Source organism: Methylotuvimicrobium sp., assembly GCF_050611805.1.
Classification (GTDB): domain Bacteria; phylum Pseudomonadota; class Gammaproteobacteria; order Methylococcales; family Methylomonadaceae; genus Methylotuvimicrobium.
Genome location: NZ_JBNGHF010000020.1, coordinates 1 through 25,720 on the forward strand (window position 1 = coordinate 1; position 25,720 = coordinate 25,720).

The following is a 25,720-nucleotide window of genomic DNA, read 5'->3' on the forward strand; positions in this document are numbered from 1 at the left end:
ATCGGGATTTGGAGCCAATTGATTACGGCGTGACGTTCCAGATGTAACCAAGCCAAGGATGTTACTCATTTACGAGGGAATCCTTACGGTCCCCCAGTTTGAGGGACTTCACCAGGTCGGTGAAAGTGTTGTAGACCGTTCATGCTTCGCCTTGGCTCAGCACGAACGGTCTACAACACATGCCAAATGCTCTTTTCAGGATTAAGTATAGTGTTCCCACACATTAAAACTCGGTTTTTTTAACCCTCTAGCGTTAGGTGATTCACGTAGGGTACGCTGTGCGTACCATGGTAACCCCGCGATGTTGATGTGCCAACCGAACCGCCAGGGCACGGCTTTGGTACGCGCAGCGTACCCTACAATTTTTGTATAACGATGAGAGCTCCAGCGTGGGAAAGAGCGAATCCCCCTTTTCCAAAGGTGGAGGAAGGTTTAGCTTAATGGCAGTGACGCAGCCTCCTGAAAACGAGTAAAAACTCATTTCTTCAAACAACCGTGTAAAAATAGATCGACGGCCTGCCTAACCCAAAGGTCTATTTCGGTCTCTTCCGGCGTTGATGCCAATCCAAGCTGCAACTTCTGAAAATGTTCGTTTCGCAGACAACTCAAAAAATAATCGGCTAACACCCTCGGCGACACATCCGAAAAATGCCCTTCTTGCTGTTTTTTGACGAAATAATCGACCAGCGTATCCCGGGCGCGTTGCGGACCTTGCTCGTAAAACTTTGCCGCCAATTCCGGAAAACGCAGCGACTCGCCGATCAAAATCGTCCTGATACGCACCGCATCGGACCGGGTAATGAGGTGAACATAGTGTTTTGCGAAAACAGTCAGCGCCTCTCCCGGCTCGAGATTTTCGGGCAGTCTGTCGACGAACTGGTCGCTGCAACGCTTGATCACGGCGCCGAATAACCCCGCCTTATTACCGAACCGGCTGTAAATCGTCCGCATCGATACATGGGCATCCTTCGCGATCGTTTCCATGCTCAGATCACCGTAACCGTGTTCCAGAAACAGTTGCAACGCACTGTCCAACAAGCGCTCGCGGCTTTGACACTCCTGCCCTTTCGGCGGACGTCCACATTTAACCATGCTGTCTTACTCATAAAATACATTGACAAGAACGACGATCATACCTAAATTAAACGGTAATTTGTATTACCTTTTAATCCACAGCGATCGAGGTCGCCTTACCGATGAACCCAAAAACCGAACCAGCACTTGCGATATATCGCCCCTCCGTCAACGAAGTTTCGCTTACGAGCGGTGGAAACATTCCGTCTTTGTCGCCAAGACTGCTGACATTTTGGGTCATCACGGCTATTGCGATCGCGCTGACCGGTTGCGGCGACAAGGCCGAAATTCAAGCTCCGCCGGCGGCCAAGGTCAAAATCGCGCACCCGCTGTCCCGTGATGTCACCGAATGGGACGAATTCACGGGCCGCATCGAAGCGATCGAAGCAGTCGAAGTACGGGCGCGGGTTGGCGGTCATTTGGAGAAGGTCAATTTCTTCGCCGGCGAAAAAGTCAAAAAAGGCGATTTATTGTTCACGATCGATCCGAAACCCTATCAGGCTCAATTGAATCTGGCTCAAGCCGAATTGGAAAGAGCAAAATCCAAACGAGAACTCGCGCAGAACGACCTTGAGCGCGCGAAAAACTTATTAAAAGCCAAAGCGATATCCATAGAGGAATACGACGGGCGCAGCAAGGGCCTTCGCGAAGCATCCGCCTCGGTGCAAGCCGCTGAAGCGAACGTTTACCGAGCCAAGCTCGATCTCGAATACACGCGCATTCATGCGCCGATCGACGGACGCGTCGGGCGCGAATTGATCACGGCAGGAAATCTCGTCAACGGCGGCGGCGCCGCGACGCTGCTGACCCACATCGTCTCGATCGATCCGGTCTATGTCTACATCGACGCCGACGAGCGTTCGGTATTGAAATACAAACGTCAACTCAGCGGCCGCGAGAATCTTCAAGGCATGCCGATGCAACTGAGCTTGACCGACGAAAGCGATTTTCCGCATCGCGGCACGCTCGACTATATCGCGCCGAGCGCCGATACCGATACCGGCACCGTGACTTTGCGAGGCGTTTTCGAAAATACCCATAATCTGTTGAGTCCGGGCTTTTTCGCCCGCGTGCGCATACAAGGCGGTGCCCCCTATCCGGCGCTATTGCTGCCGGATCGCGCTATCGGTACCGATCAGGCACAACGCTTCGTCTGGGTATTGAATCAAGACGATCAGGCCGAATACCGTAAGGTGATTCCGGGCGCGCGCATAGACGGCTTGCGCGTCATTTCCGAGGGCTTGACGGCCGAAGACAAAGTCGTGATCGAAGGTCTGCAAAAAGTCAGACCCGGCGCCAAAGTCGCGCCCGAGCCCATCACGTTTAGCGGAGAATAAAAAATCATGCACCGATTTACACACTTTTTCATCGATCGTCCGATCTTCGCGTCGGTCTTGTCGATCCTGATCGTCATGGTCGGCGGGCTCGCGCTGATCGCATTGCCGATCGCCCAGTATCCTGAAATCGCGCCGCCGACCGTGATGGTCAGCACCGTTTATCCCGGCGCGAATGCCGCGGTCGTCGCCGAAACGGTCGCAACGCCGATCGAACAGGAGGTCAACGGCGTCGAAGACATGCTGTATTTGTCGTCGCAATCGACCAACAGCGGCAATATGGCGCTGACGATTACGTTCAAACCCGGCACCGACCTCGACAAGGCACAGGTCCAGGTGCAAAACCGAGTCGCGCTGGCCGAACCGAAACTGCCCGAGGAGGTCCGGCGTCAAGGCATCAGCGTCAAGAAACGCAGCCCGGACCTCAGCCTGGTCGTCAACCTGATTTCGCCGGATCAACGCTATGACAGCGTCTACCTGAGCAATTACGCATTATTGCAAATCAAGGACACGCTCGCGCGGCTGCCCGGCGTCGGCGAAATACTCGTGTTCGGCGCGCGCGATTACAGCATGCGCCTATGGCTGGACCCGGAAAAAATCGCTGCGCGCAACATGACTGCAAGCGATGTCGTCAATGCCGTGCGCGAACAAAACACACAAGTCGCGGCCGGCGTGGTCGGCCAACAACCGTCTCCGGAAGCGACCGACTATCAATACACGGTCAGCACCTTGGGCCGGTTGACCGACCCGGAACAATTCGCCGACATCGTCATCAAGCAAGGTTCCGACGGAAAAATCACGCGTCTCAAGGACGTCGCGCGTATCGAATTGGGCGCGAAGGATTACAACTCCAGTTTGTATTTGGACGGCGAACAAACGGTCGGCCTAGCCGTTTTCCAATTACCCGGCTCGAATGCCTTGGACACCAAGAAAGCCATCGAAGCCGAGATGGAAAAATTGAAGACGCACTTTCCGGAGGGCCTCGACTACACGCTCGTCTACGACACGGTCGTGTTCATTCAGCAATCGATCGATGCGGTCGTCATGACTTTATTCGAAGCGCTGCTGCTGGTCGTCGTCGTGGTTATCGTCTTCCTGCAGAACTGGCGCGCCGCGATCATTCCGCTGCTCGCGGTGCCGGTGTCGTTGATCGGCACTTTCGCCGTGATGGCCGCCATGGGCTTGTCGTTGAATACCTTGTCGCTGTTCGGATTGGTGCTCGCTATCGGCATCGTCGTCGACGACGCGATCGTCGTCGTCGAAAACGTCGAACGTCATATCGCCGAGGGCATGAGCGCCCGAGACGCGACGCGCAAGGCGATGGAGGAAGTTCTCGGGCCGATCATTGCGACGACGCTGGTGTTGGTCGCGGTGTTCATACCGACCGCCTTCATCACCGGCGTGTCCGGCGCATTCTACAAACAATTCGCATTGACGATCGCGGTTTCGACGCTGATCTCGACCTTGAACTCGCTGACCTTGAGCCCGGCGATGTGCGCATTGTTGCTGGACCGCGCGCACGGCGACAAGGATGCCTTCACGCGCTTGCTCGACCGGCTGTTCGGCTGGTTTTTCGTCGGCTTCAACCGCTTTTTCGATCGCTTCGGCGAAGGCTATGCGCGCCTGGTCGGCCGCTTGATCCGGATGACTGTCTTGGTATTGACGCTTTATGTCGGACTGAACGGACTGAACTGGCTGGCCTTCGAAAAAGTGCCGACCGGTTTCATTCCGCAACAAGACCAGGGCTATCTGATTCTGTACACGCAACTGCCCGATGCCGCATCATTGAGCCGCACGCAGGACGTGGTCAAGGAAGCCACTCGCATCATTCTCGATACCGAAGGCGTCGCGCATGTGATCGCTTATTCCGGCTGGTCGGTCCTGACCGGCGCCAATCAGTCCAATGTCGCGACGATGTTCACTCCGCTGGACAGCTTCAAGGACCGCGCCGGCAAGCCCGAACTGCATGCCAACGAGATCATCAAAAAACTGCAACAACGCCTCGCGCAAATACCGAATGCGCATATCGCGGTATTCGCGCCGCCGCCGGTGCGCGGCATGGGTTCGGTCGGCGGTTTCAAACTGCAGATTCAGGACCGTACCAGCGCCGGCATCGATGCCTTGCAAGACGTCGCCAATGAAATGATCGCCGAAGGAAACCGACAGCCCGGACTTGCCGGTCTATTCACGACCTTCCGGGCCGGCGTGCCGCAATTGTTTCTCGACGTCGACCGGACCCGCGCGAAAGCGATGGACGTGCCGTTGAAGGAAGTCTTCGAAACGCTGCAAATCTATTTGGGCTCGATGTACGTCAACGACTTCAACAGCTTCGGGCGGACCTACCAAGTCGTCGCGCAGGCCGACTCCGAATACCGAATGCATCCGGAAGATATTGCCGAATTGAAAACCCGGAACGCGGCCGGCGGCATCGTGCCGCTCGGCTCGCTCGTAGACATCAAGGAAATCACCGGGCCGGACAAGATCACGCGCTACAACATGTATCCGGCCGCCGAAATCAACGGCGGCACCTTGCCCGGAATCAGTTCCGGCCAAGCCATCGATATCATGAGCCGCTTGCTCGACCGACAACTGCCGCCCGGCTTCGGCTACGAATGGACCGAACTGAGCCTGCAGCAAGTCTTGGCCGGCAACGTCGCGTTCCTGGTGTTTCCGCTCAGCGTCGTCTTCGTATTTCTGGTGCTCGCCGCACAATACGAAAGCTGGTCATTGCCGCTCGCGATCATCTTGATCGTGCCGATGTGTATCTTGTCGTCGATGACCGGCATCTGGCTCAGCGGCATGGACAACAACATCTTTACCCAAGTCGGCTTCATCGTGCTGGTCGCGTTGGCCAGCAAAAACGCGATCCTGATCGTCGAATTCGCGAAACAGCGCCAGGAAAGCGGACTCGACCGCTTCGCAGCCGTCATGGATGCTTCGCGCGTCCGGCTACGCCCGATTCTGATGACATCGTTCGCATTCATCATGGGCGTGCTGCCGCTGGTGCTGGCGCAAGGCGCCGGCGCCGAATCCCGACGCTTGCTGGGCACCGCGGTATTCAGCGGCATGATCGGCGTCACGCTGTTCGGCCTGTTGTTGACGCCGGTGTTCTATGTCAGCGTGCAGGGACTGGTCCAACGTCTGTTTTCTTCGCGGAAACCAAATCCGCAACACTCTACATCGGATTCTGAATGATGAAACAAGTCATTTTTACGAATAGCGGCCGGGCGCGGTCTAATCTCGGATTGGGTCTGACTTCGTTATGCCTGACATTGCTCAGCGCCTGCGCAGTCGGTCCCGATTATCGACTGCCCTTTATCGAAACGCCGCAAGAATTCGGCCAGGCCGTCCATCCTGAATTTTCTAAGGAAGGCATCGAGCTTAACTGGTGGACCTTGTTCGAGGATAGCCAGTTGAATGACTTGGTCGAACAAGCCGTCGAGCACAATTACGACCTGAAAACGGCCTATGCCAATCTCGAGGAAGCGCGCGCACTGTATTTGGAATCCGGTCTGGATCTTTTGCCGGCGATCACATCAAAAGCGAGCTATACCGACCAGAAACGCAGTTTCGGCGCGATGAATAACCGCACCTTCGCGCCGCGCGAATTAAAACTGTATAACATCGGTTTCGATGCCTTTTGGGAGCTGGATTTGTTCGGCCGCGTTCGCCGCAGCGTCGAAGCCAGCGACGACGAAGTCGACGCACAAGAAGCGAGCCTGCGCGATTTGAGCGTCAGCCTTATCGCCGAAGTCGCGCGTAATTATTTCGAGTTACGGGGCTTGCAAAATCAATTGGCCGTCGCACAAAAAAACGCCGAGAATCAGGCCGAAACAGCCGAAATCACGCAGTCCAGGCTCGTCAACGGTCGAGGCACCGAACTCGACACATCGAGAGCGCTTGCCCAACTCGAAGCCACAAAAGCCGGTATTCCGCCCCTAAAAAGTGCGATCCAAAAAACGATACACCGCTTGAGCGTATTGACCGGGCAATTTCCCGGCGCACTGACCGAACGATTGTCGCGCCCTGCCCCGTTGCCGAAATTACCCGAAACGATACAGATCGGCTCACCGGCAGAACTGCTGCGCCGCCGCCCCGATATCCGCATCGCCGAACGCACATTGGCCTCATCGACTGCACGCATCGGCGTCGCGACGGCCGATCTTTTTCCGCGCGTCACCTTCGTCGGTTCGATCGCACTCGAAGCCAGTTCCTTATCGGGACTCGCTACGGGCGGTTCGGACGCTTTTTCGGCGGGTCCGAGAATTACTTGGGCGGCGCTGGATCTCGGCCGCGTGCTGGCACGTATTGATGCCGCCGATGCGCATGCCGAAGCCGATTTGGCGCAATACGAACAAACCGTTTTGAATGCCTTGGAAGAAACCGAAAACGCGCTGATCCAATACAATCAGGAACGCGCCAGGCGCAAACTGCTGGCTGCGGCGGCCGAGGCGAGTCAAAGAGCCCAAGAACTCGCTCACTTGCGCTTCAATGCCGGACTCAGCGATTTTCTGACGGTATTGGATATCGAATCGAGACTGCTGCAGGATCAAAGCAGTCTAGCCCAAAGCGAAACAGCGACCGCAACCGCGCTCGCGGCGTTATACAAAGCCTTGGGCGGCGGTTGGGAAACGACTGTAGAGACTAATGATGACGATTAATTTAAAATAATTTTTACGGATTTCTCGCTCATCATTAGTGTTTCGCTCATTCCCAAGCTCTTGGCTTGGGAATGCAGTACGGGAAGCTCCAGCTTCGCGAATTTGGCAAGCTAGAGCTTGCGAGACTGAATACCAAGGAGTTTGGGAAACAACAAAATTTACCGCGTCTTGAACGGCGTTTGCGGCTATAGGCGTCATTGTTCGCTAATTTTCCAGGGAAATTACCTGACCGGATAGGCAAAACTGCCTTTATCATTGCTCTCCTTGACTTATGGCTACCATAGCTAGTCTGCGGTACATCATCAAAACCATGATGAATACGCATGTTAGCCCCAACACGGCTGGGAAAAGTACGGTTGTCACTGAATAGTGCTCAAGTGCCATAACAACAAATAAATTGCGAATAGCGAACAAAGCGTAAAAGTTTAACGGCTCGGATTTCGGCTGGTGATAGGCCTTGCGAATCGTAGGGCCGAACCCCAGCACATCCACTGTTGTGAGAATGAAAACCGCCCAGAGCGGATCCGAGGTGAAGTACCACAGCGGTAAAGAAGATAACGCCGTTATCAGGAATACCCAATCCGTTTTTGTGATCGTTACATCCCCGCGCTTTGCGAAAGCCAAGATGGCAATGAAGATCGTAAGAATCCCCGATACCCCGACTGGCCAAGCCCCAACGCCGCCCTTGTTATTAAGTTGCGCCAGAAAAACCACGAAGGTAGTTGTCCCCCAAATCACCCATGAAAATACATGCGGTTTGGTCGCACCTTTCAAAATGGAATATATGTAAGGAGCCGTCGCCAGAAAAGTCAACACGATGGCAACAATGCTCAATAGCTCTTTGTATGATACGGTTTCCATTGTTTCTATTGCCTATTTGCCTAACATTACCAATCACCCTGCGGCGACGAGTGATCCATTTGAAAACGCCAGACTTTGCCGCGCGGGTGCATTGGATCGTTATTCGCTCGGGTTACGCCTCGGCCCCATTTAGCCTCAGGCGCATTGCCAGTAGACCAATTTTGGAGATGTCATCGACACGAGATTGTAGCGTCAGATTTCCCCTAAAGTAACTGCTCCGCAGTTGTATTTAAATCTCTGTACAAGTTAATTTTATTGAACTTCAACAATTGAGGGCGCATCGAAGCCGGTCAGCCACATATTGCGGACGATAACGAGCTTGACTTCATCATTGTTATCCTTCATCCGTTCGGCCAAGGCTTTGCGTTGCTGCTTGGTGGTGTGATGTTTGGCCAGCTCGGAACCGTCTGACGAGTCATCCATTGTTACCATTGATTAAATTGATTATGACTTTGATGATGGTATCTTTTTCTTCCGGTTTGCTTTCGGCGATCAGCAAAGTAAAGGCAACCAGGGTGTTATCGGCAATGCGTTTTTCTCCGTCTTCGTTGCTGGCGCGCAGTTTTTGTTCGTTGAGCGCGTAGCCTTGCAGTAGGTATTGCTTGAGGATAGTGTTGGCCCAGATGCGGAATTGAGTGCCACGTCGTGATTTAACCCGATAACCTACTGAGATGATCACGTCGAGGTTATATCGATTGACTTCATAGGTTTTGCCATCGGATGCAGTTGTCCGGAATTTCCGGACAACTGCAATTTCTTGCAACTCGCCTTCCTTGAAAATATTACGGATAGGCTCGGAAATGGTGCGCTTGTTTTTGTCGAATAATTCGCACATTTGCGCTTGGCTAAGCCAAACGGTGTCTTGTTCCAAGTGGACATCAATGCGAATGCTGCCGTCTTCATTTTGGTAGATGGCGATTTGTTGTGGTTGGTTTGTTGAAGTCATGCGCTGATGCTTAGGGTTGATAGCTCATAGTGAGCTGCGTAGTAACGGCCAGTAGTCGGTTATCGCGTGTCCATAAGGTGGCGTTAAGCGCCAATTTTGCAGCGGCTAACAGATGCACATCGACAAAACCGATGCCCAAACCAAACAAGGCATTCGCTTCGATAAACCGGTTGATTTCCGCATCGAAAGCTACCGGCGCTTGCGGCAAGTGATCTAATAGCTCCAAAAGGGTATACCGTTGCGGCAGATTGCCTAACGCGAGTTCACTCCGGACCAACGGATGACCCAACACTTGGCCGTTTTCCAATAAACCGACCAACGCGGGTTCTTTTTTGCGAAAGTGATCGATCCATACCGAGGTATCCACCAACACCGGCATTGTTACAACTCGGTTTGCCGGCGCGGGATGGGCTGCAAATCGGGGGCAATACCGCCCAGGCTGGCTAGGCGCTTGGCGCTCTCGCGTTCAATCAGAGCCTTCAAGGCTTCTTTGATCAGGCTGGATTTTTCTTTTAGGTTGGTTAAGGTTTGAGCTTTTTCGAGTAATTCATCATCTAATACAACCGTCGTGCGCATAATGGCCTCCATAAAATGTCATCGAATGATGCGCTTTTTTGTGCAGTTAGGCAATTTTCACCCGTATTTCGCCGTTCATCAGTTTGGGAAGCAGGGTGTCGCGGAGTTTTTCGAGAGTTAGAATCTGATCTCTATTCGTTTTGAGCTTGCCGACAAAATCAGCTACAAGCTCGTTAAAGGCATGTAATTTGTCCTCTGGTGGAATTCTTATCTCTGTCGATAGCGCTATATCGCGGTTTAATCCCGGTACTGCGGAATCGGTATTCATGTCCTCAAAGCCTATCGTTTTCAACAGAAAATATTCATACAACAATCCCGCAGACTCTACATTTGACTTTACGTAATAGGTTGTATCGATCGGATAAAAATTGTCCCAAAGGTAGATCACCTTGCCGAGCGTTCCCTTTCTCCCAATGACAATGCCTGGCCCTTTTATCAAGAACTCCGTGTGGTGATCGACGATGCCGCTGGAGCCGACAACGGGATAGCCTCTACCTGCTCGCTCTTCTGTCTTTAATCCTTTTCCATAGTGCAACTCGATAACATCGCCCAAGCGCCCTTCATCCCAATCCTCTCCCGCTTCCTCAATAAACCACTGCCGGAACAGCGTTTCAGCCATCGTTTCGAGGGTCTTGTTCTGGCGGTGCAGCAGGTCGATTTTGTCGTCGAGGCTGGACAGGACGGCAGCAATGGCTTCTTGTTCTGGAATGGTGGGTAGTTGAAATTCAAAACTACCCAGTTGTTTTGCATTGGCTCCCGGCTGGGCCGAACCGCCTGCTATTGCATCTACATAGTCATACCAAGATGATGACTGAAGTATGTGCCCGACATATTCGGGACAAGCCAAGTTTTTATTTATTTCATAACGAATTAAGTACGACGCATACACAGCATCATGCTCAAGATTTTTAATGATTTTGTTGTAACCAGTTGTAGCGCCTGTTCTGGCGATAACGATATCGCCTTCTTTAAGCTTATATTTCTCAATGTCTTTTTCGCTAGCTAGACAATTCGGAACTTCGTTCCAATTTATTCTTTTGGGAACAATGTCGGTTATCCGCAGGAATTTCGGTCCGACACCATTTTGATTTGCGCTTGCTGTGTAGCCATAGGAAATATCGCTGCACACATCTGCTAGGCAAGTATTTTTCCACCCGCTCATAGCCGCACCTTCGCCAGATTATTAGCAATGGCCTTATTCAACTCCGCTTCTTCCAACAACTGCGCCTCAAACTCGGCTTTCAATGTGGTAAACCGTTCCTTAAAATCGAAATCATCCTTTTCGTCGGGCAAGCCGACATAGCGCCCAGGAGTCAGAACATAATCCAGTTCGGCCACCCGCCCGATTGAAGTGGATGCACAAAAGCCCTTGATGTCTTCATATTCGCCTTCGCCGGTACGCCACACATGGTAGGTATCAGCGATCTTTTGGATATCCTCATGCGAGAGTTCACGAGTGCGGCGGTTAATCAAATGTCCCATGTTGCGGGCATCGATGAACAGGATTTCGGCTTTGCGTGGGTGGCCGTTATTGCGGGCGCGGTTCATAAACCACAGCGCCGCCGGAATCTGGGTGTTCAAAAACAGTTTGGCGGGCAAATTGACGATGCAATCAATCAGATTACCGTCCGCGACCAAAGCCTTACGGATGTCACCTTCTCCGCTGGATTTGCTGGTAAGAGCGCCTTTTGCCAGTACAATCCCCGCCTTGCCGGTCGGTGAAAGGTGATAGATGAAGTGCTGGAGCCATGCAAAATTGGCACTGCCGGAGGGTGGCGTTCCGTATTGCCAACGCCCATCATTACGCAATAAATCCCCACTCCAATCGCTGTCATTGAACGGCGGATTGGCAATCACAGTGTCGGCTTTCAGGTCTTTATGCGCGTCATTCAGGAACGATCCCTCGTTATTCCATTTGACTTGCGAGCTATCAATCCCACGAATGGCCAGGTTCATTTTTGCCAGCCGCCAAGTGGTTTGATTGCTTTCCTGTCCATAGATCGAAATATCGTTGATCTTGCCTTGGTTTTCTTCGACAAACTTTTCTGATTGCACGAACATGCCGCCGGAGCCGCAACACGGATCGAACACGCGGCCTTTGTAGGGTTCGAGCATTGAAACCAGTAATTCCACGATACTACGCGGAGTATAGAACTGGCCGCCTTGTTTACCTTCAGCCAAAGCGAACTCACCGAGAAAATACTCGAACACATGACCCAAAACATCGGCGCTACGGGCCTTGGCATCGCCCAGTGCGATAGTGCCGACCAAATCGATCAGACCGCCAAGATTGGTCGGATCGAGGTTTTGCCGGGCATAGACTTTCGGCAAAACGCCTTTGAGCGAGGGGTTTTCCTTTTCAATGGCATCCATCGCGGCGTCGATGAATTTGCCAATTTCAGGCTGCTTGGCCTTGGCCAGCAAGAATGACCAACGTGCTTCCGGTGGCACGAAAAAGACATTTTCGGCTTTGTACTCGTCCTTGTCTTCGGGATCGGCACCGGCATATTCGCCTTCGCCCGCTTGGAGTTTGGCAAACAGTTCTTCAAATGAATCGGAAATGTATTTAAGGAAGATCAAGCCCAATACGACGTGCTTATATTCGGCGGCATCGATGTTCTTGCGGAGTTTATCGGCCGCTTTCCAGAGTTGTTTTTCTAAAGGCTCTTGTTTTTCTTCTTTTTTGACTTTCGCCATGTCATTCTTTCCATAATTAAAATTGATCCGGCCATTCTCTTCGGCCATGAAACACCGCTAAAACCTGAATCTGCTGCCCTTGCACCCGATACGGCAAAATGTATTGGCTACCGGTCAAAACTAACTCGCGTGTTCCTTCCACTCTACCTTCGCGGCCTAACTGCGGTTGATCTATCAACACATCGACACGCGCTTTGATTTCGGCTAAAAGAGTACGAGCAGCTTTGGGGTTTCCGGTGGCGATGTATTCGAAGATATCCCGTAAATCCTGTCGGGCGGGTTCGGTCCAGACGATCCTCACGCTTTCCCTTGGGCTTTCCGTTCGATCAGCTCTTCCATTTCGCGCATGACATCATCGTGTTCGACGACTTCGCCTCGATCGGCGGCGGCAATGCCTTGGTTGATCTTCTCGATCTGCCAGGCGTGATGCTGGAGATATTCCTTCAACGCCTGATTGACGATGTAATTGCGTGACCGGTCCAGCGATTCGGCCATGTGGTCGAGTTGGTGAACAATGTCGGGTTCGGTTCTGACGGTGAATGCTTCTGTGGAGGCCATAATAGTGATTCGGTTCAGTTCGATTCGGTTGTAATCTTAGCCCATACCTTATATATGTACCATCAGATTCTCGATGAGAACCCGAGTTAATCGAAATAAAGGCACTGGAATAACAGAAACGATGGGAAATATTTGTAAAGGTTGTTGAAACGATTTCCCTCATTACCATAACGCAAAGCTAAGCCGACCGCTTGAGCGCCTCGTTAGGTGTAGAACGCAATTTCGGCCGCCATGAACGTTACGGCACTTCGGGACAGTACTACTCTATCGTTTTTTACCTCGCATGCGAGGTTGCCGCCACGCTTTGAAACCTGTCTGGCGGACAGAGTATTTTTACCAAGTTTTCCGGCCCAGTATGGCGCAAGCTTGCAATGGGCGGCACCGGTGACGGGATCTTCTGGAATGCCGATCTTAGTGGCAAAGAAACGACTGACAAAATCCACATCAGTGCCTGGCGCAGTCACGATAACGCCGCGCAAAACGAGCAAACCGAGCTGGGGGCTTCGCTATCAAACACGACCATGTAGTCGTTGCCGGCCAACACCTCTATAGGACGCACGCAAAACATTGAACCAAGGCTTCGGAAATCTCGCAAGCGGTTAACTTGTTCGCGGGGAAATCCATTTGCAAGAGACTTCCCCGCTTTTTCACGAATAGATCACCGCTACGCGTTTCAAATGTAATGACTAATTCCGTGAAGCCAAGAGATTCAAAGATTATGTGAGCCTTTGCCAATGAGGCATGTCCACAAAGAACAACCTTCTTGATTGGAGTAAACCATCTCAGATTGAACCCCTTTGCGCTAGGTACGAAGAATGCGGTCTCCGACAAGTTGATTTCTTCAGCGATGGCTTGAAGCAAATCATCATCCAGCCAGTTCTTCAACGGGCACACACTGCCGCCGGATTTCCCTCGAATGCTCGGGTAGCAAAAGCATCTACTTGGTATTGTTTGATTTTCAATTCTGATAGCGTGTGATGAGAAACTTAACTTCTGAATTCACCAGCCCGCATGGCTTTCCGCCACATCTTGTTCTGATTCACCAACGAGTGCTGAATTACATGACGGACATTTCAGGAGATAAGTGCGAATAGTAAAAATGTCCGCATACTCGTGCTTTGCATTCACTACACTCAATTAACATTTAACTTTCCTTGACGAGGATACCTAACGTAAAAGTGTGAGGTTGCGCGCTTTTGCGCATTCCCTCTCGACTGCCGGGTTAGTGAGCGCACGGTTATAACCACAGTGAGAAAGTTACAATACGTGAAGCAACGGGTAATTTTCAGAGATGGCAGCACTCCGAGCAACACCACAAGCAATGACTTTGGCGCGAACCTCGGCAACCAACTCATAAATTGTAAGAATTGCTCCGCCAGCGATAGCATGACGTTTTTTTGGGTGCTACGGAAAGACAGCAATTTGGCGAAGAGGTGCGACATCAGTGCGCTTTAACGCTCTGCTAATGTGCGCCGTTTGAGACGTCACCATTGAGCGGTTTGTTAGCAGCTTCAGCTTTTAAGCGCTCAACCAGCCAGACCTTGATGATCGATTGCCGGGTAACACCGATACGAGCCGCTTCACGGTCCAACGAGTCTACTACCCACGAAGGAAAGTCGACATTTATGCGCTTCTGTTCCTGGTTGACACGACGCGCCGTGGATAAGTCAAGATCATCAATGATGTCTTTTTTGCCTTGGTCAAATTTCTTATCAAAATCTTTAGCTTTCATATAGTTCTACCTCTCGTTTGCGGGAGCGCCTTACAGAAATAAGCCGAACTGTTCCGTTTCTATAGGTGACGAAGGCTGACCAGTGTTTCGAACCAATCAGACCTATGACCAGAAAACGAGGTTCATCATCCGATCTAGCTTGGAGTTCCAGCAGATCAGGGTCTCGCCAGAGGGCCTGGGCATCCAGAAAGTCGATTCCGTGCTTTTCCAAATTGGCTTGGCTTTTATCGTCATCGTATTCAAAGTCACTCATGAGTATAAAGTATTCCTTTTTTACTCATTTGGCAAGGAGGGGCAAACGTGGGAGTAGCTGCTAAAGCCAAGCTTAGCCGGGGAGGCGCGTCAGCGCCGACGTCGTCTGGAGCTTAGTGTTGAACAGGCCCGGCCCGGTTGTATCAGCATGGATGGGATGCTTTATCCTAAAAAGAGCTTCACCAATCCGGTGAAGGTGTTTTAGACCTTTCAAGCTTCGATTTGGCTCTCATGAAGATAATTTTTTATACTTTTAATATCAATTGCTTGATGAGATATGAAAAGAGCAGAAAATGTTGGTAAACAGCGGCGGTTTCATGGTAACGCCATGCACCCATAAGAGCTATCTTAGCGCTTATCCTATGCGCATTTGCCGCTTTATTAGTCATATTGGCATGGATTACCGATATCCAGGTAAGGTTAGGCATTGCCATCCATGGCACTGGATTCCGCCAATCCCTGGCGGAATGACGTTTAAGTTAGCTGACCCTACGGCGCTTTCTTTGCTCGGCAGGAACGGCCTACAGCACATATCATCTGCTGCTTTAGGTTTATAGTAGCGAGCAAAATCTAAACAACCTTGCCTTCTTTAATGAATTCGCGCTGGATCGCGGTTTCCAGTCTTTTTAGATCGAGCCTTGCGCTTTGCGCCGCTATGATTTCAACCGCGCAATAGTGGGTAACATTTAAAATGCTCGCTCCCGACAATTCGTAACGGTTCGCTACCTGCCGCCAATTGATGTCGACATGAACCTCGAGTTGTTCGGGAATTGTTTTGCGCCAGATCTCGTAGCGCTCATCCGCCCCCGGCATTGGAAAGTGAATGATAGTTTGAAAGCGCCGCACGAACGCCTCGTCGATATTGGCTCGCTGGTTTGAGGCCAGAATCACTAAGCCGTTATAGTTCTCGATGCGCTGCAATAAATAAGCGACTTCTTGATTGGCGTATTTATCGTGGGCGTCTCGTATGTCGGTGCGCTTGCCAAACAATGCGTCGGCTTCGTCGAAAAATAAGATCCAATCTTTGTTTTCGGCCTTGTCGAACAGACGCGACAGGTTCTTTTCGGTTTCGCCGATGTATTTCGATACGACGCGCGACAAGTCTATGCGGAACACGTCCTTGCCGGTCTGCTTGCCGAGCAGTGTCGCGGTCAAGGTTTTGCCGGTGCCGGGCGGTCCGTAGAATAACGCCCGATAGCCCGGCTTGATCTTTTTCTTCATGCCCCAGTCTTGCAGTAAGGTATCGTTGTATTCGATCCAATGTTCGATTTCGCGTATTTGTTTCAAGGTCGACGGCGGCAGTACCAAGTCGTCCCAAGCCATTTCGGTTTCGATATATTCGGCCGGAAAGTCGATACTGAAGCGCGGTTTGCTAACCGTGCCGAGCGTCAACCATTCGACGATTTCAGGGTCGAGCACCAAGCGCCCGCTCATGATCGGCTCGCCTTCGGGAACCGGGTCGAGCCGCAGAATTTTTTGTTTAGCGAACCAATGGTCGTCGTTGAAGATTTTTTGAACTTCGAGACGTTTTTCCAGATCGTCCCCGGCCAGAATGAATTGCGCGGTTTCTCCTGTGGGTAAAATGCCTCGGTGATTAGTGCCTTTGACGCCGCCGAATTCGGGGAAATCGCCGCCTTCGGGGAGAAATTCGGAAATCAATTTGTTGAAGAAATGGGGTTGGAGGTGAGGAACGATAGCGAGTAACAGTATGACAAACTCTTCCAGGCAAGGGTTGTATTTTTCTATGAATTCGGTCAGCCATGATTCACTGCTATAAAAACTCAACGACTTTATTTCAATTTCCGAGGGTTTTTTAAGGCGTGAATATAGGCAATCTTCAATAAAGGATTTTAACCATTTAAGCGCTATTTCAAGGTTTACGATGTCAACGTTCATTGAGTCATTTCATTGAATTTTATTGAGGATAAGTACCGAAAAAATGCCGATTTATGTTTATCCTGAGCACCGAATCCCTACTCAGGTCAAATCATATTGGCTTGGTTAACTTCGGTAGGGTTGCCGTGGTACGCACTGCGTACCACGGGACTCGTTCCCACGGTCATCCGTGGGAATGCATACCCATCTTGCCACGGGGTGCCAACGTATGGGTTCCCACGGAGGACCGTGGGAACCAGAAAAAAATGCCGATTTGTGCTTATTCTTAAGCATCGAATCCTTACTCAGGTCAAATCACATTGGCTTGGTTAACATCGGTAGGGTTTACCGTGGTACGCACAGCGTACCACGGGACTCGTTCCCACGGTCCTCCGTGGGATTGCATACCGATCTTGCCTAGGCTGCCAAGGTATGGGTTCCCACGGAGGACCGTGGGAACCAGAAAAAATGATCGTCTGCCTAAGCGATTCATCATGCCCCCGTTTTCACCCAAACGATCTTCAAATTTTTTGCATCCGGCCGATTTACTAAACTCTCAAGCAATGATTGTTCATCCGGTTTTAAGTCTCTAGGACAAATTATTGTGTATTCGATTTCCGGCCCTGGTCCATATTTGCTTATTAAAGTTTCGATCGTATTGGGAATTTGAGCAAGCTTATGTCTTACCGGTCCTCCGGTTTCGCCGCTAGTATCGGTCAGGTCGCGAATAGTAGTCACTTCAACCGCGAACACATGCGAAATTTTCCCTTTGCCTCCCGGTTGTTTGATTTCAACACGGCCTTCCGGACGCGGCCGCCGGCTTCCGACACGAAACGCTTTTTGAGTCTTAAATCTCGCCATATACTGCGCGGATTCTAATTTTGGATCGCTAGTCGTAATGGGAACTCCGGTTCTTTCTTCCCATTCGGGAATCAACTCGCCCAAAACTACATTTTGCATGGCCCCTCGTTCATATTCCGCCCAATCGTGTTCTGCCGGCGCCAATCTTTCCTGAACATCTTTTGAAACACCTTTTGATGTGACTTTTACCGAAGCCACTAACGGTCCGGAAGACTTCGATTTCGAAACTTTTCTTGAATTGAGCTTTGGATTAATCTCCCCGCTTACATAACTGGTTTCCGAGTCTTGGTTTTCCGACGCCTTGACGAGTGTTAGTGAGGTCAACTTGTATTTCTTTTTGATAGAAATTAGCTTTTTATCCAACCGCTTAGTGCTAATTTTTGGGTTATCGAGTAAAATTTCCGACACTCGAATAGCCGATTCCAAATCTCGTTTTTTCTCATTTTCAGTACGTTTGTCATCCTTTTTCCCAAATAGTTTTGAAAACAAAGCTTTCGCCCTACCTACAATCCAGCCAATCAACTTATCCAACGCCTTATCAATCGGCACGCGAACTTTATTGATCACTCCCATGACTTTATCGGCAACTTTACCGAAACCTGCGAAGCCGGCGAGAAAACTGATCGCCAGAGACAACATGCCGGCTAGTACCGATTCGACGCGTTTGGCCGCCGCACCGATGTTGCCGGCGGCGATTTGAACGATCGAACCGACGAATGCGGCGCCGACCTGGGCGATTTTCGACAATTTCTGCACGACGACCATCACTAGATCGTAAATGGACAAAATAGCCGAAATGAAACCGGCACCCGGTATAAACATTGAAACAATCTTGGGAACTGCTTTTTTGACGACCATGTCGACAACCATGCTGATAATTCCTCCGACCACGGTGTCCTTGAGGTCCGAAAGCTGATCCTTGATTTTATCCCATGCGGCAGCGGGTCCTTGCGTGACCAATGTTTTGACGATGTCGAAACCGGTTTCGAGCGCCTGAACGGTTTTTTCGCCCAGCACTTTGACTAACTTGACGCGCATATTTTGCCAGGTCAATCCCAACACCGAAAACACGAACTTCGCAATCTCGCCCAATGCAAACGAAGCAGGAATATAAACACCCGGCAATGAACCGGTTAGCCATTCGAATAACCCTTTTTTGAGATGTCCTAGAAAATTGCCGGCGAATTTTTGGAAACCCAACTTACCGGCCGCCGCCAAATTACTGACGAAAGGTAAAGGATTTTTTAGAATCGCTTTCAATGCGCCGCCGGTACGCTTAACGATACCCATTACGCCGGGTTTAACGGTGTCAAAAATAATCTCTAGAAGATTCCAAATGGCGGTGCCCGCCCAACCGATGAACTGGCCCGCGAACGAACCGAAGACCTTGGCCAGTTTACCGAACGCGAGCGGAATCAGAATAATATCCTTGATTTCCAATGCCTTGAACGCGGCAATAAATAGCCCCGGAATTTGTGCGGCAAAAGTTTTGACAGTTTGCATCGACTTTTTGAACCAAGCCATGCAGCGCGCTACCGCATTCGCTTCCTGAATTTTGGCCCAGACATCGCCCTGATTGATCAAGTTCATGAATCCGCCAATCAACGCCTCGGCATCGTCCGGAGACTTGTCTCCGGTGATCGGATCTTTACCGAGTACCGAGCACAACAACGGATAAGCATTCGTTTGGCTGCGAGCGAACTCTGCGATCGGTTTGAGAATTGCATCCTTGATTAAGTTGGCAATTCCGCCAACGAGACCGGCGGCAAAAGATTTCACTCTGTTTATCGGTCCGGTTATGAGGCGTTTGCCCTGCTCCCAAACAGCATCCAGATTTTTGATATCGGTAATCGATCGCTCTTTGATAAATTGTTTAACGCTTTCCCAAATACCGCTCCCCATTTCCTTGAGTGCATCGAACTGTTGGTAAACCCAGTCGCTGATTTTCGAAAAGATTCCATGATTTTCCAAAGCCTGATTGATAACCGGGCCGATTCCGGGCAGCAGACTGATGACTCCCCTCATGATGTTTCCCGGACTGCGATCGACAGCCGCACCGGTCACCGGGTTCATGCCAATCACGACGGTCAACATCGGAAAGCCCGGAATCAAGGCTGCCTTTCTTGCAATGAAATCCCTCGGATCAGGCAAGAAGCCACGCTGAAGAGCAGGCGGAGTCGCGGTCGTCGTCACTTGCGGACTGCGCTGCACGGCGGCGCCCTGTTGTATCGTATGGGTAAGCTCGTGTGCGAGCAGTTGCTTGCCTTCGCCGGTACCGGGCCGGTATTGGTCGTGGGAAAAGAATATGTGATTGCGGAAGGTGAATGCCTTAGCGCTCAATTGATTGCTTAAGCCCCCGGATTCAGCATCTCGATGAATCCGGACATTGCTGAAATCGGCGCCGAAGCGCGGCTCCATGAAGCCTCGAACATCGCCGGATAAGGCCTCGCCGCCGGTGGTTTTATTATGAATCGCCGATTGGACCTGACTACTGACGCCTGGCGCGCCGTCGCCTTTGCGCTGTAATGGTTCTTCTTCTTTTTTCTGGATCTCTTCATCGGGTAATTCGGCTTTCTGCAGTTCTTCGGGAGGTTTAGCCCTTTGTAAAGGCTCTTCCTCCTGTTTCTGCAACTTATCTTCAGGAGCTTCGGTCTTTTGCAGTTTTTCGTCTTCCTGCTTTTGTATCGCTCGCTCGGGCTCTTCGGTTTTTTGCAGCGGTTCTTCCTCTTGTTTTTGGACTTTTTCTTCTGGAAGCTCGGCTTTTTGTAGTGGCTCTTCTTGTTTCTGAACTTTTTCCTCCGGTAATTCCGCCTTTTGCATTCTCTCTTCCGGCGCCGGCATCTTCATGACCTTATCGGCCATGTTATCGGCCTCATTTTCGAATTTGTCACCGGGCTTGTTGGCCGTCATTTTCAATTGCACGGCCGGCGCCTTCGGTTCATTCGCGGCCGCAAAAAATCCGCTCGAACCGGCCTTGGCAAAAAAAGCTTGATTGGCCGGTTTCGAAACAGTGCCGGATGATTTTTTTACACCGGTTTTCATAGGCTCCACTCCACCCAAAGCAGGTTTTGCATCCACGGCAGCTTAATCGTTGCAATGTTCCAAGGCAGGCTATCCAGTAAAATGTCGCAGCTTCGATATTCGACATGCAGTTGCCAGTCGCCATCGCCGCGCCGGATCAGCTTTCCGGGCCTCAGAATAAACGTTCCTCGTAAACTGTCGATCGAGGTATTTCGTAAAACGTCCCAATGTTTCACCACGGCAGTCAATAATTCATCGGCTTCGCTTCGTTCTTCGTGACTCAGTTCCGTTAGCGTTTCGACCGGCACCGGCAAGTCGATATTGCACAGTACCTTGGGTAATACCAAGTCGTATTCGTGTGCAACCGTTTCTGCGGTTGCCAGATAATGCAAAAGCGCCAAGGCCCTGCCGGTTTTAACGATTTTATAGTCTTGCAAACAAGCCGATGCGGTAAACAGTTGCGGCAAAAATGGATGCAACAGCACCAGACCGGCATTATCGACATAAACGCCTTCGGCGATGTCCGGATCGTCGAAGGGATACGAAGAATGCGCTAGTGGCTCGTCTTCCTGCCGATGTGTCGCTGGTGTTGAAGACCGCGACGCCGAATCGCTTCGCCGAGAGTCTTGATGTTGCCGCTTTACTTCGAAATGTCGATCCGGCGCGTAGTTTGCGTCGTATCGGTCTTTAACAATTGCGCCCATATCGTCCAGCATCGTTTGACTAACGCCTTGACCCGATGACAATATGACCAACAGGTTCCGCACAACCGTTCTTAATCGGTCGTCTTCGGCAATCGCGGGCGGTACGAAATCCGTTAAGCCTTGCCGTATTTTCTCGAAAACGACAGCGGTTTCCGGAAAATAGCGAACTAATAAGCGGACAACGAAATCCGTCGAAAACTGCCGAAGCAAACGGACTCTAGCTGCATCGTTCTGTAAAACTCCGATCAGCGCCTTGCTGAAATCCCTTTCACCCAAGGCGGACTCGTTATTACGCCAATTTTCGGTCAAAACCTGTTCCAAATTTCGCCCGTCCGGCAAACGGAACGACCAAGGCAAGCGGCCGGCCCTCAAAAAAAACAACAGGGCTTCGTTTACGATTTGTTGTCTCGATTGCCGATAATTTTCGCCGGCGATTAGCGCCCTCGAGTCGTCGACATTCGAAGCGCTAACATCGGCTAAGGCTCGTTCCAGATTGGCAGCGATTCTTTTCGGTAACTCGCTTTCCAATTGCGCCAGATCGACGCTTCCGACATCGATCGACAAACGTTCGATATACAGATAATCATTCGGCGACGAACAACGTTCCAAAACACCGTCGATGGTTCGAACGATTTGGTCGTGAGTCAAACGGGTCAATAGGCGTTGTAATTCGACGCCGACCGACTCGGGGCCAATGGTTTCGGCATCGAGCGCATAACATCGAATCACGGCGTTCATCGAAGTAAGTCGCTCATTGAATTAACTCGCTCATTGGAGCAATAAAGTTCGTTCGGCAACGTAATGGCAGCCGTTCGCCGTGATTACGGTGAGTCTTGCGCTAGGCCCTGGCTTCTCGAATTCAACCTCGACTTTTTCACCGGCATACACCGATTCGGACGTTCGAGCGGATGGAAAATCCCATATCCAGGCGACGATTGGAATCGATGCATTGCCTTCGATGCCTCCCGAAAAGCTCATTCGGTTAGTACCGACCGACTCGAATGCAATCGTAGGCCGGATGTCAGGTTCGTCGCAAAGTCTGCTGAATTCGCCGTCGGCGCAGCGGTTGCGTTCACTGCAATCGAAGGCCGGAATCCGGGTTTCCGTATTGCGTCTGCGGTCTCTTATAATCACACCGTTGAACGGATTACCGTCAGCCAACGACTCATTGCTATAGCGCACGCTGACATCGAAGACGGGTGCAGGTTGCGCATAGCTCATGCTCCATTCCAAACTGAAGCGTTCGCAAACAAAATGCTCGATCCGCAATACCGCGAACGGTTCCATCTCGTCCGGCTCGTAAGCGACGATCACGCGTTCTCTTCCCGCCTCGCCGAATGCTTGGACCAACACCTCTTCGATCGACGCGTTCAGTAATTTGATGGCTCCGCCTATCGTATCCTCAAAGGATTGATTCAAATTAGCCGCCGTGAAATCCGCAAAGACTTTTTCCGAGCCTATCTCGAAATCCTGACCATTGAAGCGGAAACGGATCGGATTGCCGCTTAGTCGAACCACCTCATAAGACGTTTCCGGGCCAGGCGCTTGCAGCCATAAACGATAAGCGCAACGCCGCGACAAACCTTCGCACGGTAAATCGCATTCCGCTTCGCAAACGAAGACCAATTCGGTTCTGACGCTGCATTGATTATGGTCCACGACCTCGACCGGAAGCACTTGACCACTCGCTGTCGGCGAGGAAACGAACACATTGGCGCTTAACAATTCGCCGTTTACCGAATACGGAGGCGTGCCGCCGGTAATCTGCACAGTCGCGATATAGGCATCGGCATCGGTGCATCGATATTCAGGTTCGAGCAAACGCAAAGGCTCGGCGATCACGATATCGCGCACCGTCGATTCGCTATCGTCGGCATCGATGATCCGAATGCGATGTACGCCCGCGTTCAATATTAGCGGCTCATCGGTCAAAGGCACATAGGCTTGATCGTTCAACTGCAATCGATAAGGCGCTTTGCCGCTCAGCGGTATCACGAAAACTTCCGCTTGATGGTTAGGATTCGTGCAGCCCATTTCGATATCGAAGGTCGGCGGCGATTTCGGCAAGACGAATTGAATCGGCGCGCAGTCCGAACAGCACAAATAAGGCAAATAAAAATCGGCAATGACCGAACCGTCCGATAATTGCCCGACAACCGCATCCAACAGCTTACTCCAGGGCGACGGCACAGCTATTTCAGGGCGAAACGGTCTTCCGGTGACGGTTTCTAGTAGCCATTGCAAATCGTTATCGACAGCCAACGCGGGATTGCTTCTCAGCCTTTCGACAGCATCTAAAGCTCTCCTATTCGCTACGGACGACGGCGTGCGTTCAATGTTTGAGGTAACGGCGGCCATATTATTCACTGCCGATACCGCAGGTTTCGCGTCGGTTTTGGACGTCTCGTGATAGACCAATACGAACGTGCCGCCGATGGGTACGCCGGCTTTATGGCGAATACCCGGGTGTTGTTGTAAAAAATGGCTCAAAAAGCGTTTTTTCTTAATTTCGTGAATACGCCGCAGCAACTCTTCTTCTATCAATTCCAATGCTTCGAGCTTGCATTGATCGAGCATCGATTTCAAGACAAGAGAAAGAGTATTCCAATCGAGTTCGCCCGCGCTTTCATCGCCTTTCCGCTGTTTTTCGATTTCGACCGTCCATTGTTTAAGACCCGCCGTGTTTTTGTGCAATGACGACCAGTCGATTTCGATGAGATCGTCAACCAATAGTTGATCGAATTTGTAGAGATAACCCACCGACCGAATCGCGGCATTCATCAAAGGGGGTTCGCCAATATCGACCAAATCGCATACATCCCGTCCCTGATATTTTTCGGCGAATAAGGCGCCCAAGGTACCGGGCTGCCGATCGAGCATCGCTATGCGGCTTTCGGCGGCGAGAGCTTGCCGGCCGATGTCTTTGTTCAACAAGGCCGAAAGCGCCTTAGAAGATGCACAAGAAATTTCCCGCTTGTAGGCTCGGTAGAGCGTCAGTAAATCCTCGAAATAACAGGCATGCTCTTTAAGATCGACGCTTCCGGATTCGTCGAACTCTCCGGTACGCAATGCCATGATTTGTATCGGCAATCGGTAACGCTCTTTTTGCAGCAGCAGGTTTTCCAGTACATCCTGATAGGGTTTGCCTAAGTGTCCTTCGATGCGCAAAAAATTGTAGGGCTCAAGATCGAAACGCAGCGGCTCGAGTACGAACGCTTGCGAAGCATATTCAAAAGCGCGGTAGCTAAGATTTTGTGCGGCCCGACCGCGCCGGGTCAAAACCGGATTCCATAAGCGATACAACGGCGGATTGCCGGTTTGCAAATAATAGTAAGGAATCGCCTTCTCCGATAATGCGACGGAGCCCAAACGGCTAGGCGTTATCTTGATCTGCTGCGTTGCATCGTTCGTTAATGGCGGCTTATTCGAAAAGCGCTCGACCATCTCGACCAAACGCGCGAACAACTGTTGTAGCGTTCGGGTTTGCTCTGTACAGGCGCCGACCGCAGGAGACGGCAAAAAACGATGCCGGTAATGGCCGGGCTCGGCGACGGCTTCGGGAAACAATAAACCCACCATTAAATGCCGTGGAAACAACTCTGCCGGCGGGCCGCATAAACAAATCAACTCAGCCGCTTGCCAGCGAAATTCGTCGTAAGCGGACAACAAGTCGTCGAAACAATCGTAATAATACGATAGAAATAAAACTTGTTCGGCCGAATCGGGTTGGCTATTCAAAAAACCGAATTTCGCGTCGAAGCCTTCGAACGGGTCGTTCGGATAATCGTTTTCGACGAGCGGTTTAAAGGCTCGATACGCTGCCGATAAGGCCTCGCCGAGTTTAGCGGCCAAGCCGGAAGACGAAAAAACGGCGTGAAATGCCGCCAAGACCTGCTGCGAAGTCGCCAAGGACGTACTCGGCACGCTGATGTTCGGCAAACGCAAATCCGGCAGATTGAAACGTTCGGCCAATTGATTCTCCAAATCGGCGGAACTCAGACCCGCATCGAGGCCGTTGAGCGCAGCAATGATGTCGGCTAAATCGGTGCGTTTGATCAACAAACGCCTAAGCGTGACCGTCACCGACGATCCCTTATCGTCGCAATTATTCGGACTGCAATTGCGCAGCGGGGCCTTTTTCAACTCCAAAAACAACAACAGCGCCTTATCGTTAAGAAAACCGGACGGTTGATTCAAGGCTTGGGTATTCGGCTCGCCGTTCGGGAACAGTTCCCAAAGCGGATAGCCTTCGAAGGGTGCATACTCGATATCGTTGGGCAGCGTGTATGAACGATAGTCGCTCAGCTCGATATCGTCGGCTTCGCAGATCAAGTAGCCTTCCGAAGTGATACCGATGCCCTTCGATAGCCGAATAACCGCTTCCGGAGACGTCGCGTATTCGAGTTCGAACCCGCATACGATACCGATACCGATCAGGTTCGAGCGCGTCAGTCGGTTTTGCTCGTCCAAGTAATTAAATACCTGATTCAGATGCCGATTACTCAGTACCTGATTGGCTTCGAAAATTGGAAATTGATCGTGTTCAGCTTTCATGACGTTTTGACCGT

Annotated in this window: 21 protein-coding genes; 3 read left to right on the plus strand and 18 right to left on the minus strand. The window is 51.2% G+C overall.

Features of this window, described 5'->3' with window-relative positions:
- Positions 1-477 precede the first annotated feature (477 nt).
- A complete protein-coding gene (locus ACRJJO_RS11430) occupies positions 478-1,092 on the minus strand; it encodes a TetR/AcrR family transcriptional regulator (protein WP_431065866.1) in 615 nt (204 codons plus the stop codon).
- Between the two features lie 104 nt (positions 1,093-1,196).
- Here ACRJJO_RS11430 and ACRJJO_RS11435 point away from each other — a divergent pair, with 104 nt between their 5' ends.
- Genes ACRJJO_RS11435 through ACRJJO_RS11445 form a run of 3 tightly spaced genes read left to right on the plus strand, consistent with a single transcriptional unit; the run spans position 1,197 to position 7,069 of the window.
- Entirely contained in the window at positions 1,197-2,411 is a 1,215-nt protein-coding gene (locus ACRJJO_RS11435; protein WP_431065867.1) for an efflux RND transporter periplasmic adaptor subunit, read from the plus strand.
- A gap of 6 nt (positions 2,412-2,417) precedes the next feature.
- Positions 2,418-5,603, plus strand: coding sequence for an efflux RND transporter permease subunit (locus ACRJJO_RS11440; RefSeq protein ID WP_431065868.1), 3,186 nt, complete (start codon positions 2,418-2,420; stop codon positions 5,601-5,603).
- Positions 5,600-7,069, plus strand: coding sequence for an efflux transporter outer membrane subunit (locus ACRJJO_RS11445; protein WP_341328776.1), 1,470 nt, complete (start codon positions 5,600-5,602; stop codon positions 7,067-7,069). The genes ACRJJO_RS11440 and ACRJJO_RS11445 overlap by 4 nt, the downstream gene beginning before the upstream one ends.
- Positions 7,070-7,321: 252 nt before the next feature.
- On the opposite strand, the gene ACRJJO_RS11450 is transcribed toward ACRJJO_RS11445, so the two are convergent.
- From ACRJJO_RS11450 to ACRJJO_RS11530, 17 genes are all read right to left on the minus strand, one after another.
- A complete protein-coding gene (locus ACRJJO_RS11450) occupies positions 7,322-7,930 on the minus strand; it encodes a hypothetical protein (RefSeq protein WP_431065869.1) in 609 nt (202 codons plus the stop codon).
- Positions 7,931-8,182: 252 nt separating this feature from the next.
- Positions 8,183-8,353, minus strand: coding sequence for a type I restriction enzyme subunit R domain-containing protein (locus tag ACRJJO_RS11455; RefSeq protein WP_431065870.1), 171 nt, complete (start codon positions 8,351-8,353; stop codon positions 8,183-8,185).
- A complete protein-coding gene (locus ACRJJO_RS11460) occupies positions 8,346-8,876 on the minus strand; it encodes a virulence RhuM family protein (protein ID WP_431065871.1) in 531 nt (176 codons plus the stop codon). Before ACRJJO_RS11460 ends, ACRJJO_RS11455 begins: the two co-directional genes overlap by 8 nt.
- Positions 8,877-8,886: 10 nt before the next feature.
- The gene (locus tag ACRJJO_RS11465; protein ID WP_431065872.1) at positions 8,887-9,255 is read right to left on the minus strand and encodes a type II toxin-antitoxin system VapC family toxin; all 369 of its coding nucleotides are present in this window, start codon (positions 9,253-9,255) and stop codon (positions 8,887-8,889) included.
- A gap of 2 nt (positions 9,256-9,257) precedes the next feature.
- Entirely contained in the window at positions 9,258-9,452 is a 195-nt protein-coding gene (locus tag ACRJJO_RS11470) for a type II toxin-antitoxin system VapB family antitoxin (protein WP_431065873.1), read from the minus strand.
- A 46-nt stretch (positions 9,453-9,498) separates the two neighbouring features.
- Entirely contained in the window at positions 9,499-10,614 is a 1,116-nt protein-coding gene (locus ACRJJO_RS11475) for a restriction endonuclease subunit S (RefSeq protein ID WP_431065874.1), read from the minus strand.
- Complete coding sequence (locus ACRJJO_RS11480) at positions 10,611-12,149, minus strand: N-6 DNA methylase (protein ID WP_431065875.1); 1,539 nt, start codon at positions 12,147-12,149, stop codon at positions 10,611-10,613. The genes ACRJJO_RS11475 and ACRJJO_RS11480 overlap by 4 nt, the downstream gene beginning before the upstream one ends.
- 16 nt (positions 12,150-12,165) lie before the next feature.
- Positions 12,166-12,450: a type II toxin-antitoxin system RelE/ParE family toxin gene (locus tag ACRJJO_RS11485; protein ID WP_431065876.1), complete on the minus strand. Its 285-nt coding sequence runs from the start codon at positions 12,448-12,450 to the stop codon at positions 12,166-12,168.
- Positions 12,447-12,707: a CopG family ribbon-helix-helix protein gene (locus ACRJJO_RS11490; RefSeq protein WP_431065877.1), complete on the minus strand. Its 261-nt coding sequence runs from the start codon at positions 12,705-12,707 to the stop codon at positions 12,447-12,449. The genes ACRJJO_RS11485 and ACRJJO_RS11490 overlap by 4 nt, the downstream gene beginning before the upstream one ends.
- A 203-nt stretch (positions 12,708-12,910) precedes the next feature.
- On the minus strand, positions 12,911-13,171 hold the full coding sequence (locus ACRJJO_RS11495; RefSeq protein ID WP_431065878.1) for a PhzF family phenazine biosynthesis protein: 261 nt from the start codon (positions 13,169-13,171) through the stop codon (positions 12,911-12,913).
- Between the two features lie 82 nt (positions 13,172-13,253).
- The gene (locus tag ACRJJO_RS11500) at positions 13,254-13,601 is read right to left on the minus strand and encodes a PhzF family phenazine biosynthesis protein (protein ID WP_431065879.1); all 348 of its coding nucleotides are present in this window, start codon (positions 13,599-13,601) and stop codon (positions 13,254-13,256) included.
- Positions 13,602-14,169: 568 nt separating this feature from the next.
- Positions 14,170-14,439, minus strand: a complete 270-nt coding sequence (gene brnA / locus ACRJJO_RS11505; protein WP_431065880.1) for a type II toxin-antitoxin system BrnA family antitoxin — start codon at positions 14,437-14,439, stop codon at positions 14,170-14,172.
- A complete protein-coding gene (locus ACRJJO_RS11510; RefSeq protein WP_431065881.1) occupies positions 14,429-14,692 on the minus strand; it encodes a BrnT family toxin in 264 nt (87 codons plus the stop codon). Before ACRJJO_RS11510 ends, brnA begins: the two co-directional genes overlap by 11 nt.
- 569 nt (positions 14,693-15,261) lie before the next feature.
- Positions 15,262-16,587, minus strand: coding sequence for an ATP-binding protein (locus ACRJJO_RS11515; protein ID WP_431065882.1), 1,326 nt, complete (start codon positions 16,585-16,587; stop codon positions 15,262-15,264).
- 471 nt (positions 16,588-17,058) lie between these two features.
- Entirely contained in the window at positions 17,059-20,469 is a 3,411-nt protein-coding gene (locus ACRJJO_RS11520) for an eCIS core domain-containing protein (RefSeq protein WP_431065883.1), read from the minus strand.
- Positions 20,466-21,890 carry a contractile injection system tape measure protein gene (locus ACRJJO_RS11525; RefSeq protein ID WP_431065884.1) on the minus strand — a complete coding sequence of 475 codons (1,425 nt, stop codon included), beginning with the start codon at positions 21,888-21,890 and terminating at the stop codon, positions 20,466-20,468. The genes ACRJJO_RS11520 and ACRJJO_RS11525 overlap by 4 nt, the downstream gene beginning before the upstream one ends.
- A 30-nt stretch (positions 21,891-21,920) precedes the next feature.
- Positions 21,921-25,706 (minus strand): hypothetical protein, encoded by a 3,786-nt coding sequence (locus ACRJJO_RS11530; protein WP_431065885.1) that lies wholly within the window; start codon positions 25,704-25,706, stop codon positions 21,921-21,923.
- Positions 25,707-25,720: the final 14 nt, after the last annotated feature.